The sequence below is a fragment of the Kaistia nematophila genome (assembly GCF_026343855.1).
In the GTDB taxonomy this organism is placed as follows: Bacteria; Pseudomonadota; Alphaproteobacteria; order Rhizobiales; family Kaistiaceae; genus Kaistia; species Kaistia nematophila.
On sequence record NZ_JAPKNK010000003.1, the window covers coordinates 245,295 to 258,750 of the forward strand.

The window sequence follows — 13,456 nt, forward strand, 5'->3', positions numbered from 1 at the left end:
CACGCTCGCAAGATGCAGCGCCGGCGCCGGAAGTGCAAGCGCCGATCCGCCCCTGGGGGCCGATCAGCCGTTGCCGTGAATGAGCTGGTGGGCAGCGGCGCGCGCCGCGTCGGTGATGACGCTGCCGGCCAGCATGCGGGCGATTTCCTCGCGCCGCTCCTCGCCGTCGAGCGGCGTCACGCCGGTCGCCACCCGATCCTCGCCGGCGACGCCATCCTTGGCGATGCGCAGGTGATGGCCGGCCCGTGCGGCGACCTGCGGCGCATGGGTGACGGAGAGCACCTGCACCCGCTCCGCCAGACGCGCCAGCCGCCGCCCGATCGCCTCGGCGACCGCGCCGCCGACGCCGGTGTCTATCTCGTCGAAGACGAGCGTCGGCGCCGAGCCGCGATCGGCGAGCGCCACCTTGATCGCGAGCAGGAAGCGCGAGAGTTCGCCGCCCGAGGCGACCTTCATCATCGGCCCGGGCCGCGTGCCCGGATTGGTGCGAACGAAGAAATTGACGATGTCGATGCCGGCGTCGGTGCGCTCCTCGGCATCGGTCTCAATCGAGACGATGAAGGCGGCGCGCTCCAGCTTCAGCGCCGGCAGTTCTTCGGCGACACGCGCCTCGAGTTCCTCGGCGACGGCGCGGCGACGGGCCGAAAGCGCGGCCGCGAGCGCATCAAAACGACGGCAGGCGGCCTCGGCCGCCGCTTCCAGCGCCGCCAGCCGCTCCTCGCCCGAATCGAGCGCCGCGAGATCGGCGACCATCTTGTCGCGCAGCGCGGCGAGGTTCTCGACCGCGACGTCATGCTTGCGGGCGGCGCCGCGCAGCGCGAACAGGCGCTCTTCGGTCCGCTCCAGTTCCTTCGGATCGAACTCGCTTTCGCGGATCGAGCGCGCGAGCAGCGTCTCGGCCTCCTCCAGCGCGTCGATGGCGCTGTCGATCGCCTCGACCACGCCGTCGAGCAGCCCGCCGGCCTGGTCGCGCTTCCGCTCGAGGCGGCGCGCGAGACTGGCGAGATTGGGGATCGGCGAAGTATGGCCGGCAATGGTGTCATGCGCCTCGGACAGATCGACCGCGACCTTCTCCGCCTGCATCATGGTATGGCGGCGCTGCGCCAGTTCGGTCTCTTCGCCCGGCTGCGGGGCGAGCTTCGACAGTTCCTCGACCGAGGCGCGGAGATAGTCTCCCTCGCTGCGCGCCGAAGCGATCCGCCGCCGGAGCGCGGCGACCTCGCTTTCGGCCGAACGCCAGCCGCGGAAAGCCTCAGCGACGGCGAGCGCCTCGGGATCGAGCCCGCCGAACGCATCGAGCAGGCGACGATGGATGGCCGGATCGACCAGAGCCCGATCGTCGTGCTGGCCATGGATCTCGACAAGCGACGCGCCGACATCGCGCAGCAGCGCCACGCTCACCGGCTGGTCGTTGACGAAGGCGCGCGTGCGGCCGTCGCCCGTCTGGACGCGGCGCAGGATGATGTCGCCGTCATGGTCGATGGAATTGTCGCCGAGCAGCGAGCGGGCGGGATGGCCGGCCGGCACATCGAAGACTGCCGTCACCTGTCCCTGGTTGGCGCCCTGGCGCACAAGCGCACCATCGCCGCGCCCGCCAAGGGCGAGCGACAGCGAATCGAGCAGGATCGACTTGCCTGCGCCGGTCTCTCCGGTCAGGACCGTGAGACCGCGCGCGAAGTCGATCTCCAGCCGATCGATGAGGACGATATCGCGGATTGCGAGCGCGGCGAGCATGGCGCGCCCTGTCCCCTTGTTAGCCCGTGATCGAGCGGAAGGTACGGCTGATCCAGGAGCCCTTGTTCTCCGACGGCGACACGCCGCCCGTCTGGAGAAGCGAATAGGCGTCCTTGTACCACTGTGAATCCGGGAAGTTGTGGCCGAGCACTGCCGCGGCGGTCTGCGCTTCCGGAACGATGCCCATGGCGTAATAGGCCGCGGTCAGGCGGTAAAGCGCTTCCTCGACATGGCGGGTGTTGGCGTAGTCGGTCACGACAACCTTGAAGCGGTTGATCGCGGCCGGATATTCCTTGCGCTCGAGATAGTAGCGGCCGACCTGCATCTCCTTGCCGGCCAACTGGTCGCGCGCCACGACGATCGCCTTCTGCGCGTCGTCGACATATTCGGAGTTCGGATACTTGTCGACGACCTCCTGCATGGCGGCGATCGCCTTCTTCGTCGCGTCCTGGTCGCGCGTCACTTCCGGGATCTGCTTGAAGTAGGACTGGCCGATCATGTACTGCGCGTAGCCGGCATCCGGGCTCGAAGGATAGAGCGAGATATAGCGCTTGGCTGAGTTGACCGTCTCGTCATAGTTGCCGAGCCGATAATTGGTGAAGGCGGTCATGATCAGCGCCTTGCGGGCCCATTCCGTATAGGGATGCTGCTGATCGACCTGCTCGAACTGCTTCGCCGCCGACTTCAGCTTGCCGTTCTGCATCAGGGTCAGACCCTGATTATACATCTGGCCGGCCGGGATATCCGGCTCGTCGACCGAATCATCGTCCTTGGTCAGGGAGCAACCCGCCACGGCCACGAGCGCGCAGAGCGCAACGGCGCGCAGGGTAACGGAGCCGAACCGGCCAAAGGCGGCAATGGTCGACGGGCGGATCGAGCTAACTTCGTTCATTCACACATCGAACCGGCACGAGCCGGCATCGCCTCTTTCGATGGGGCAAAGCGGTGCAGCCTCTCTAGCGGAAACAGCACGATGACGCCACCAGCCGTCGCAACCCATTGCCGCAATTTCGTGGCAGAGAAACGCCCGGCCCCGGAAATATCCGGACTGTGCGGAATATGCCGCTTTTTCGGCCTAGGACTTGTCGGGACCGAAGGCGGCTGCCGGCAGCCGGACGGCCATCTGGTCGTGCTGGAAGTCCCGCTTCGACACCGACGCGCCTTCGACGAAGGTCCAGGCGTCCGAATCGGCGAGCAGCGTCTCGACGATCTTGGCGTTCATCATGTGGCCGCCGCGATAGGACCGGTAGGCGCCGAGAATCGGCGCGCCGGCAAGCGCGAGATCGCCGACGGCGTCGAGCGTCTTGTGGCGGACGAACTCGTCCGCGAAGCGCAGGCCCTCGGGATTGATGACCTTGTCGTCGCCGAGCACGACGGTGTTATCGAGCGAGGAGCCGAGCGCGAGGCCGCGGGACCAGTAGAACTCGACATCCTTCAGGAAACCGAACGTCCGGGCGCGTGCGAGATCGCGCCGGAAGACATTGGCGTCGAGGTCGACGACGAAGGCCTGGCGGCCGATCAGCGGCGACTTGAAGTCGATGTCGATCTCGAAACGGCGGGTCTCTGCCGGCAGCAGTTCGGCGAAGCCGCCGGCATGCTCGATGCGGACCGGCTTCAGAACCTTGATGAAACGGCGCGACGCCGAAAGGGTGACAATCTCGGTCTGATCGACCAGGTCGACGAAGGCAGCCGCGCTGCCATCCATCATCGGAACTTCGGCGGCGTCGATCTCGACCACGACATTGTCGATGCCGAGGCCGTTGAAGGTCGCGAGCAGGTGCTCGATGGTCGATACGGAAACACCGTTCAGGGCGACGGTCGTGCAGGAGTCGGTCGCATGCAGGCGATCGATGCGGGCATGGATCGGCTCGCCGCTCGCAGTATCGATCCGGTGGAACACGATGCCCGTGTCGGCTTCGGCCGGGTTGAGGGCCATTGCCACGGGCTTGCCGCTATGCACGCCAATGCCAGAAACCTCGACGCGATCGCGGAGCGTGGTCTGGTGCATGCCCTGTCGTTTAGCCATCAATTCGCCCCGAGAGAGCTGGTCAAAATTCCCGACTGCTCTGTGGTCCGCCCCCGGCTGTCCCGACCCGACTGATCCCTTGAACCAGAAGAACGGCCAACCAGGAATCATCAGATTCGTCAGCATGTTGTGTATGCTAGATAGAGCGTGGACCGGTCGGTCAACAAATCACTCTTTCTAACCTTCTGTAACGTGGTTCACGGACCTCTAACGAAAGAGGCCCGGCGCTGTGACAGGGCCGGGCCTCGATCTTGCTTGGGTACGCCTCAGTTCGCCTGGCGACGGAGGAAGGCCGGGATTTCCAGCTGGTCGTCCTCGTTGCGCGGCATCACGCGGCCGTGCTGGTCAAGCTCGGCCTGGCGCGGGCGATAGTCCTGCTGCTGCTGCGGAGCGCGCGGCGGCTGGGCCTGCTGCGGCTGGCGCGGAGCGGCGGCGTAGCCGGCCTGCGGAGCCTGCGGCTGGCGGATCGGCTGCTGCGGGCTGCCCTGCTGGGGAGCGCGCTGCTGCGGGGCCGGCTGCTGGCGGTTCACCTGCGGGGCGGCTTCCTCCTCACGACGGCCAAGCCCTACATGCGCCAGACGGCGCAGCAGGCTCATCGGACCGCGGTCCTCTTCCTGCTGGGCCTGCGGCTCGGCGCGCTGCGCCTGCATCTCGCGCTGGGCGACGACCGGGAAGTCCTCGACACGCGGCATGCGCGACGCCGTCGGCGCCTCGGCGGCCGGCGGGATGAACGGCTGGGCGACCGGAATGTGATCGTCGCGCACCGGAGCCGGCACCATGTCGAACTCGTGGTCGAGCTCGGCCTCGGCGTAGGAGACGGCCGGCGGCGTCATCGGAGCAATCGTTACTCCAGGATCACGCACCGGAGTTTGAGCCGGCGCGTGCTGCTGCACGGGCGCCTGCTGGGGGACGGCGGGGCGGAAGGCCGGAGCCGGGGCCTGCGGAGCGCGCGACTCGGTCTGGACATTGGCCGGGCGCGGAGCGGGCGCGGTCGGAGCCGCTGCCTGGGCGGCGGCCTTCATGCGGGCAGCCATTTCCTGCGTGCGCAGGTCCGGCGTGACCTCGTCCTTGGCGTCCGACTCGATGCCGGTGGCGACGACCGAAACGCGGATGACGCCCTCGAGGCTTTCCTCGAACGTCGCGCCGAGGATGATGTTGGCGTCGGGATCGACTTCCTCGCGGATACGGGTCGCGGCTTCGTCGACTTCGAACAGCGTCAGGTCACGGCCGCCGGTGATCGAGATCAGCAGGCCGCGGGCGCCGTGCATCGAGGTCTCGTCGAGCAGCGGGTTGGCGATCGCCGCCTCGGCGGCCATGATCGCGCGGCGGTCGCCCGAGGCTTCGCCCGTACCCATCATGGCCTTGCCCATCTCGCGCATCACCGAACGGACGTCGGCGAAGTCGAGGTTGATCAGGCCTTCCTTGACCATCAGGTCGGTGATGCAGGCGACGCCCGAATAGAGCACCTGATCCGCCATCGCGAAGGCGTCGGCGAAGGTGGTCTTCTCGTTGGCGATCCGGAACAGGTTCTGGTTCGGGATCACGATGAGCGTGTCGACGCTCTCCTGCAGTTCCTTGATGCCGGCCTCGGCGACGCGCATGCGGCGGGCGCCTTCGAACTGGAAGGGCTTGGTCACCACACCGACGGTCAGGATACCGTGCGAACGCGCCGTGCGGGCGATGACCGGGGCCGCGCCGGTGCCGGTGCCACCGCCCATGCCGGCGGTGACGAACACCATGTGCGAGCCGGCGAGATGGTCGTTGATCTCGTCAATGACTTCCTCGGCAGCCGCGCGGCCGACATCCGGCATCGAGCCGGCGCCGAGCCCCTCGGTGACGGCGACGCCCATCTGGATCAGTCGCTCGGCGCGGGCCGACATCAGCGCCTGGCTGTCGGTGTTGGCGCAGACGAACTCGACGCCCTCAAGGCCCGAGCGAATCATGTTGTTGACGGCGTTGCCACCCGCACCGCCGACGCCAAAGACCGTGATCTTGGGCTTCAGCTCAGTAATGTCCGGCATTTTCAGGTTGATCGTCATAGTGACCTCGTCGTCTTGACCCCTAAGCCGGTGGCGTGCCCCGACCATATTTTCCATCAAATTGAAGCGCCCCGCCGCGGGCGCCCCATCTGTTGCTTCTTAGAAACTTTCACGAAACCAGTGGCCGAAACGGGAGAAGTAGCCCCCCGTCCCGGTCATGGCCAACCGATGCCCCCGCATCGCGGATACCTGCTCGATCTGCGCGACCTGCGGATAGATCAGGAGACCCACCGCGGCCGAGAAGGCCGGCCCGCGCGCCGCCTCCGGCAGACCCGTTACGCCGAGCGGACGACCGAGCCGGACATTGCGGGCAAGAATCCGCCGCGCCGCCTCGGTAATGCCTGTCAGCTGGCTGGCGCCGCCCGTAAGCACGATGCGCCGGCCTACCATGGTCTGGAATCCGGAGGCGTTGAGCCGGTCACGGACGAGTTCCAGGATTTCCTCGATGCGCGCGCGGATGATGCGCGTCAGCGCCGAGCGCGGAATCTGGTTGGGCAGGTCGCGGTCGTCGTCGCCGATCGGCGGGACCGAAAGGATGTCGCGATCGTCCGACACGCTCGGCAGCGCGCTGCCATGCATGGTCTTCAGACGCTCGGCGTCCTCGATCCGGGTCGACAGGCCGCGGGCGATGTCGGTGGTGACGTGCTGGCCGCCGATGGCGATCGCGTCGGTATGGACGAACTGGCCGTCCATGAAGACGGAGATCGTCGTCGTGCCGCCGCCGAGATCGACGCAGGCGACGCCCAGCTCCGTCTCGTCGTCGACGAGCGCCGAAAGACCCGAGGCATAGGGCGTGGCGACCATGGCCTCGACCGAGAGATGGCAGCGGCCGATGGCGAGTTCGAGATTGCGCAGCGGCGCGGTCTCGCCGGTGACGACATGCATGTCGACGCCGAGGCGCTCGCCCAGCATGCCGCGCGGATCGCGAATGCCGCCATTGCCGTCGATGGCATAGCCGATCGGCAGAGAGTGGATGACCGAACGGTCGTCCGTCACGGAATGCTCGCGTCCGGCTGCCAGAACCCGCTTGATGTCCGCCTCCACCACTTCATGGCCGGCCAGGGCGACGCTCGCGGAGAACGCCTCGCTCGCCAGGCGGCCACAGGAGACGTTCACGATAAGCGATTCGACCGTCACGCCCGCCATGCGTTCCGCGGCGTCGACGGCGAGGCGGATCGCCTGCTCGGCCTTGTCGAGGTCGACGACAACGCCCGACTTGATGCCGCGCGAACGCTGGTGGCCGATGCCGAGCACCTCGACCGCATGGGTGCGGCCGGGCAGCACGTCGCCCACCTCGCGCGGCTTCAGCCGGGCGATCAGGCAGCAGACTTTCGACGAACCGACGTCGAGGATCGAGACGACGGTGCTCTTCTTGGTGGGCAGGGGGCGCATGCGACTGTCGGAGGACACAAAAAGGGACATCAGGTGCTCGCTCCCTTACGCTTGGCGAGCTTCTCGCGTTCCTTGATCTCGGCCGTCCGGCGCGCCGCCGCTTCCGGCGTCAGGCGCACGAACATCCGGTCGGCGAGGCGCAGGTCGACGCTGACGATATCCTTCGACAGCAGCCCGTCCTTGGCGTCGAGCGCCGCGATCACCTGCAGCGCCGCTTCCGGCTTGTCCTGCGGCAGCATCAGCGTGACGCCATTGTCGAGGACAAGATTCCAGCGACGCTCCGAGATCAGTACGGCGGCCCGCAGTCGGTCGCGGATTGCGGAGGCGGCGCCAGCCAGCGCGATGGCCTCGCCGGCGCGCTTGTCGGCGCCCTGCCCCACCACGCGGATCAGATCCTGGTAATGCGTGTCCGACGCGTCGCCGATGACACGGCCCGACTCGTCGATGACCGAGACGGTCTGGTCGCGCTGCCACAGCACATAGGGCTTGCGCTCGTTGATGGTGATCTTGAGCGTCGCCGGATAGATCTTTCGCAGCGTCGCGTTCTCGACCCAGGGCAGCGTCTCGACGCGCTCGCGCGCGGCGGCCAGATCGAAGGTCGCGAGCGAGGCTTCCGGCGCCAGCTCGAGGCGGTTCAGCACCGCGATTTCCGAGGTCTCGGTCTGGCCGGTGATGCGGACGGAATCGATCGCGAGCCCCGAGGCCGAGCTGATCCAGGTCAGCGTCTCGTCGACGCGATCGGCCGAGACCACGCCGGCAATGCCGGTCGCGGCGAACAGAAGGAACGTGCCCTTCAGTCCGGCATGGCGCGGCACCCGCCAGTTGATCCGGGAGAGCGCGCGGATACGCCGATGCAGCCAGGGCGACAGCCTCCGGCCGGAGCCGAGCTCCGTTGCCGGCGCATCGCCCGCCGCTTCCTTGGTCGATCTCGGGCTCATCTGCCGCAAGACGCGTCCTCCACCATCCAACTGACCAGTGCCGGAAAATCAATTCCGGCGTGTCGCGCCATATCCGGGACCAGCGACGTCGCCGTCATGCCCGGCTGGGTGTTCACTTCGAGACAGACGAGTTGCCCCGTTCCGCCGGGGCGATCGTCATATCGGAAGTCCGCCCGGCTGATGCCGCGACACCCGAGAGCCCGATGCGCCCGTACCGCTAGATTCTGTATACTTTGGTAAATATTTGGTGAAAGCGGCGCCGGAATAACGTGGCGCGCGCCGTTGGCGGAATACTTGGAATCATAGTCGTACCAGCCGCCCTCGGCCGTCACGAGTTCAATGATATCAAAGGCTTCGTCACCCCAGACGCCACAGGTGAGCTCGCGGCCGCCGACATAACGCTCCACCATGACCGTGTCCCCGAAGGCCCAGTCATCCGCAAATAATTGCTGAGGCGGGTTAATGGCGTCCTCGCGGACGATCAGGACGCCGAAGCTCGACCCTTCCGCCACCGGCTTGACGACATAGGGCGGCTCCATCGCGTGGGCGCGGGCGGCCTCGAGACGATGCACCAGCAGCGAGTCGGCGACGGGAATGCCGGCCGCCTGCATCACATCCTTGGCGCGCGCCTTGTTCATGGCGAGCGCCGAGGCGAGCACGCCGGAATGCGTATAGGGAATGCCGAGGATCTCGAGGACGCCCTGGATCGAGCCATCCTCGCCATAGGGACCATGCAGGGCGTTGAAGGCGACGTCGGGCTTCAGCTTCGCCAGCACCTCGGCGATGTCGCGCTGGACATCGACGCGGGTGACGCGATAGCCGGCCTGCTCCAGCGCGTCGGCGCAGCCGTTCCCCGAATTGAGCGACACCGGCCGTTCACTGGACCACCCGCCCATCAGGACGGCGACATGCTTCGCCAAAACGCATTCCTTCCAACCGAATCGTATCGGTCGGAATATCTACGAAAAATGGTAAAGAAGCGTTAACCAAGCGAAGGCGTTCACTTTAAAAATGGCGGCCCACCGCGGGGCCGCCATGCCGGCTGAGTCAATCGGTCGCGTCAGAACTTGATCTCGCCGTTGAGCTTCACCGCGTTCGAGGTGACGCCGTCGCCGAACGAGCCGGCATAGGTCAACCCGAGATTGACATTGGCATTCACCGCAACGTCCAGGCCGGCTTCGAGCAGCAGGCTGTCGCGGGCGATCGGCGCGCCGTCGACCGTGAAGCCGGTGCCCGTGCCGGTGAAGGCGAGCGCCGCCTCCGGCACGTCGTCAGCGGCATGACGCCAGCCGACCATGCCGCGCGGCGCGACCTTGACGCCCCCGACCACGACCTCGGTCGAGGCCCGGACGCCGAGCGTCGTGTAGAACGTGTCGAACGAGGCGCCGTCGGAGCGGAGCCCCGTCACCGGCGCGTTGCTCTCGGTGAAGCCGTCGGCATCGACATTTACCCAGCCGAGGCCTGCGAAGGGCTCGATCGTCGCGGCGCCGAACTGCGTCTGGTAGCCGAGCTCGGCGAACAGATTGGCCGTGGTCGCGTCATAGGATGCTTCCGGCCGCTCGACGACATCGCCGATCGTGGTGGTGCGCTTGGTATCGATCGAGCTCCAGGCGATCGAGGCGCCGCCGCGCAGCCGCAGCTTGTCGAAGCCGGCGCCGCCATAGAGGGCGAGCAGGCCGGTGTCGATATCGGCCGACGAGGCGAGATCGTCGGCGTCGGTCGAGCCGCGGCTGTAGCCGCCGGCGACGCCGAGCGTATAGCCCTCGCCGGTCAGGTCGACGCCGACCAGCACGCCGCCCAGATTGGTGTCGACGCCGGCGGCATTGCCGTCGCCATTCGTCGACGTCCAGGAACCGAAGGCCTGCGTCCAGGCGGAATAGCCCATGTCGGCCGGCGCCAGCGCGCTGAAGGCCGAGGTGCCCTTCGCCTTCGGCTCCTCGCCATAGGCGAGCGGGGCGGCGTCCGCCGCCGGCGCCTTGGCGCCGCCGATCCGCGACAGTCGCGACAGGATCGCGAGTTCGGCCTGCATCGACTGCTGGGCCAGCGCGCCGGTGACGTCGGCATGGATCTCGCCGTCGAGCGAGGCGAAGGAGTTCGCCAGCGCGACCGGATCCTCGGCGCCGAACACCCAGCGATAGAGCTCGCCGGTGCCGTTGGCGGCGTCGATCGCGTTGGCGACGGCCCGCTGGTTGTCGGTGTTGGCGACATCCGCGAAGGCGACGTCGTTGCGGTCGAGCGTCACCGAAACCGTGTTGGCGTCGCCGCCCAGCGTCGGATCGATGAACAGGAAGTCGGATGAGGTCGTGACGCTGCTGTAGCGCGTTCCCTCGATACCGCCGGTCGCGTTGATCAGCGTATAGGTGCTGCCGAGCGTGTAGGGGCCGCTCTCGGTCGTCAGCGCGATCGTGCCGCCGTCCAGCGTGGCAACGCCATCGACGTCGAGCTGGCCATGGTCGCCATTGCCGGCGATGGAGGCGTTGAGCGTCTGGAAATTGTCGAGCGAGCCAACCGTCGAGGTGCCGTAGTCGGCCAGCGTCAGCGTATTCGAACCGGCCTGTCCGTCGAGCAATCCGTCGATCGACTGGCCGGCATAGAGCGTGACGATATCGTCACCGCCGCCCATCAGCACGTCGCCGACTATCTCGCCCTTGTTGATCAGCGTGTCGTTCCAGTCGCCCGTCAGCGTGATCGCCTGGCCGATGTCGCTGATGATCTCGCCTTCGTTCATGATGGCGGTGGCGCCGAAGGCGGCGCCGCCCTCGCTGTCGTCGATCAGGATGCCGCGCTGGACGCTGTAGATGACGCCGCCGGCATAGTTGTTGATCGTGCCGCCGCCGGCAGAGATGCCGTCCGAGATGTTCGGGTCGGTCAGCACGCCGTCCTTGTAGCCGCGCGCGCCGAGCGCCTGGATCGTGCCGTAATTCTCGATCGCGACGAGACCGTCGACGTCGACGCCGTCGCCGTCCGTGTCGGTCGAGCTCGTGACCTGCGCCTCACCGGAGATCAGGCCGTAGTTGATCACCGAAACCGGCGCCGCCGTTCCGGACGTGTCGAAATTGATGCCGGAGCCGTTGCGGCCGCGGATGGTCGCGCCGGCCTCGTTGACGACCGTCGCGCCGAGGTCGCCGGTGATGCCGTGCTTCGAGCCCTCGATCAGGCCGCCGGTGAAGTTGTTGACGGCGCCGCCGCCCTTGTCCTGGAAGTCGATGCCGTCGCCGCTGAAGCTGTTGGCATTCGCCGACGACTGGATCTTGCCGTAGTTGTTGATCGTGGCGTTCTCGCCCGGCCGCATCACGTCGGCGCCGGTGGCGGCGCTGATCACGCCGGTGGCGTAGTTGTTGATGGTAATCGTGCCGCCGGTCGCGGCATTGAAATTGATGGCGCGGCTCGCCGTCGAGGTGATCGTGCCGTAGTTCTCGACCAGTACCGTGCCGCCATAGAGCGGGTTGCTGATCTGGAAGGCGTCGTCGCCATTGCTCTCGATCAGGCCGGTGGAACGGTTCGTGACGGTCAGCGAATGGCCGTTGTTGACCGTGCTGTCATTGAGGCGAATGGCGCGGCCGGTGGTCGACTTGATCGTTCCGGCATTGTCGATCGAAAGCGTCGTCGAGGCGCCGTTGATGGTGACGGCGGTGCCGCTCGTCTGGAAGCTGCCACCCGTCTGGACCGTCAGCGTATCCGCGCCGGCCATGTTCAGCGACGTCGTGCGCGGCGTGCCGGCGACGACCGTGGTGTCCGTGCCATAGGCGGCGTTGGACATCGTGGCGAGCGCGCCAGTCGCGGCAAGCGCCACCCAGCTTACGGAAGAGAAATTCCTGATCACGTCAAAGCCCCCGGTATGACAACCGGGGTGCTTTACGGATTCAACATGACAATCGGACAACAGTCCCCGGCAGTGGGAACCGGGGCCGGTCAGGCGAGCGCGGCGAGCGCCTCCAACTCGCCCGGCAGGGCATAGGCCCAGCTGGTGATCGACCCGGCGCCGAGGCAGACGACATAGTCGCCCGGCTTGGCGATCGCGGCGATCTCGGCGGCGAGCGCCTGCGGGCCTTCGAGCGCGCGGGCGTCGCGATGGCCGCGAACCCGCAGGCCGTCGACGAGATGGTCGCTGTCGATGCCCTCGATCGGCGTTTCGCCGGCGGCATAGACGGGCGCCACCAGAACGGTGTCGGCATCGTTGAAGCAGGTGCAGAAGCCGTCGAACAGGTCGCGCAGACGGGTATAGCGATGCGGCTGGACGACGGCGATCACCCGGCCCTTGGTCGAGGCGCGCGCCGCCTTCAGCACGGCGGCGATCTCGACCGGATGGTGGCCGTAATCGTCGAACACCTCGACGCCGTTCCAGGAGCCGGTATGGGTGAAGCGGCGCTTGACGCCGCCGAACGCCGCCAGCCCCTTGCGGATCGCGTCGTTGGAAATGCCCAGGTGATGCGCCACGGCGATGGCGCCGGTCGCGTTCTGCACATTGTGCTCGCCCGGCATCGGCAGCACGAGGTCCACCAGCTCCGCGGTCTCGCCGGTCACGCGGTCGCGGATGCTGGCGGTGAAGATCGACTTGCCGCCCTCGTTGCGCAGATTGCCATAGCGGATGTCGGCCTGCGGGTTGGCGCCATAGGTGATGATGCGCCGATCCTCGATCCTGCCGATCAGCGACTGCACTTCCGGATGGTCGAGGCACATCACGGCGAAGCCGTAGAACGGGATGTTCTCGATGAACTGCTTGTAGGCGTCGCGCGCCTTGTCGAAGGTGCCGTAGTGGTCGAGATGCTCGGGATCGATATTGGTCACGAGCGCGACGTCGGCCGGCAGCTTGACGAAGGTGCCGTCGCTCTCGTCCGCCTCGACGACGACCCAGTCGCTGGCGCCCATGCGGGCATTGGTGCCATAGGCGTTGATGATGCCGCCATTGATGACGGTCGGGTCGAAGCCGCCGGCGTCGAGCAGCGCCGCCACCATGGAGGTGGTGGTGGTCTTGCCATGCGTGCCGGCGATGGCGATGGCGCTCTTCAGGCGCATCAGCTCGGCCAGCATCTCGGCGCGGCGCACGACGGGCAGCAGCCGCTCGCGGGCGGCCTTTAGCTCGGGATTGCTGGCCTTGATGGCCGAGGAGACGACGACGACCCGCGCATCGCCGAGATTGGCGGCGTCATGGCCGACCGCGACGGCAACGCCCTTCGCCTTCAGGCGCTGGACATTGGCGTTCTCGGCCGTGTCCGATCCCTGCACCCGGTATCCGAGATTGACCAGCACCTCGGCGATGCCGCTCATGCCGATGCCGCCGATGCCGACGAAATGGACCGACCCGATGTCGCGGGGCATTTTCATGA

The 13,456-nt window shown here is 67.1% G+C and carries 9 protein-coding genes; all 9 read right to left on the reverse strand.

The annotated features are described in order from the left end of the window. Positions 1-63 precede the first annotated feature (63 nt). A complete protein-coding gene (gene recN, locus OSH07_RS09680; RefSeq protein ID WP_266338428.1) occupies positions 64-1,734 on the reverse strand; it encodes a DNA repair protein RecN in 1,671 nt (556 codons plus the stop codon). A 19-nt stretch (positions 1,735-1,753) separates the two neighbouring features. Next, a complete protein-coding gene (locus OSH07_RS09685) occupies positions 1,754-2,593 on the reverse strand; it encodes an outer membrane protein assembly factor BamD (RefSeq protein WP_266338661.1) in 840 nt (279 codons plus the stop codon). Positions 2,594-2,809: 216 nt separating this feature from the next. Then, positions 2,810-3,760: a UDP-3-O-acyl-N-acetylglucosamine deacetylase gene (gene lpxC / locus OSH07_RS09690; RefSeq protein ID WP_266338429.1), complete on the reverse strand. Its 951-nt coding sequence runs from the start codon at positions 3,758-3,760 to the stop codon at positions 2,810-2,812. Between the two features lie 266 nt (positions 3,761-4,026). Continuing rightward, the gene (gene ftsZ / locus OSH07_RS09695) at positions 4,027-5,799 is read right to left on the reverse strand and encodes a cell division protein FtsZ (RefSeq protein WP_266338430.1); all 1,773 of its coding nucleotides are present in this window, start codon (positions 5,797-5,799) and stop codon (positions 4,027-4,029) included. A gap of 99 nt (positions 5,800-5,898) precedes the next feature. After that, a complete protein-coding gene (ftsA, locus tag OSH07_RS09700; RefSeq protein WP_336800554.1) occupies positions 5,899-7,191 on the reverse strand; it encodes a cell division protein FtsA in 1,293 nt (430 codons plus the stop codon). A 29-nt stretch (positions 7,192-7,220) separates the two neighbouring features. Beyond that, complete coding sequence (locus OSH07_RS09705; protein ID WP_266338432.1) at positions 7,221-8,129, reverse strand: cell division protein FtsQ/DivIB; 909 nt, start codon at positions 8,127-8,129, stop codon at positions 7,221-7,223. After that, the gene (locus OSH07_RS09710; protein WP_266338433.1) at positions 8,126-9,049 is read right to left on the reverse strand and encodes a D-alanine--D-alanine ligase; all 924 of its coding nucleotides are present in this window, start codon (positions 9,047-9,049) and stop codon (positions 8,126-8,128) included. Before OSH07_RS09710 ends, OSH07_RS09705 begins: the two co-directional genes overlap by 4 nt. Before the next feature lie 140 nt (positions 9,050-9,189). Then, complete coding sequence (locus tag OSH07_RS24440; protein WP_266338434.1) at positions 9,190-11,952, reverse strand: autotransporter outer membrane beta-barrel domain-containing protein; 2,763 nt, start codon at positions 11,950-11,952, stop codon at positions 9,190-9,192. Between the two features lie 89 nt (positions 11,953-12,041). After that, entirely contained in the window at positions 12,042-13,454 is a 1,413-nt protein-coding gene (gene murC, locus OSH07_RS09720) for a UDP-N-acetylmuramate--L-alanine ligase (RefSeq protein ID WP_266338435.1), read from the reverse strand. Positions 13,455-13,456: the final 2 nt, after the last annotated feature.

Coding starts and splice junctions, on each gene's coding strand:
- ftsZ (WP_266338430.1), bottom strand. CDS start 5,799: ATGACGATCAACCTGAAAATGCCGGACATTACTGAGCTGAAGCCCAAG.
- OSH07_RS09705 (WP_266338432.1), bottom strand. CDS start 8,129: ATGAGCCCGAGATCGACCAAGGAAGCGGCGGGCGATGCGCCGGCAACG.
- murC (WP_266338435.1), bottom strand. CDS start 13,454: ATGAAAATGCCCCGCGACATCGGGTCGGTCCATTTCGTCGGCATCGGC.
- ftsA (WP_336800554.1), bottom strand. CDS start 7,191: ATGCGCCCCCTGCCCACCAAGAAGAGCACCGTCGTCTCGATCCTCGAC.
- lpxC (WP_266338429.1), bottom strand. CDS start 3,760: ATGGCTAAACGACAGGGCATGCACCAGACCACGCTCCGCGATCGCGTC.
- recN (WP_266338428.1), bottom strand. CDS start 1,734: ATGCTCGCCGCGCTCGCAATCCGCGATATCGTCCTCATCGATCGGCTG.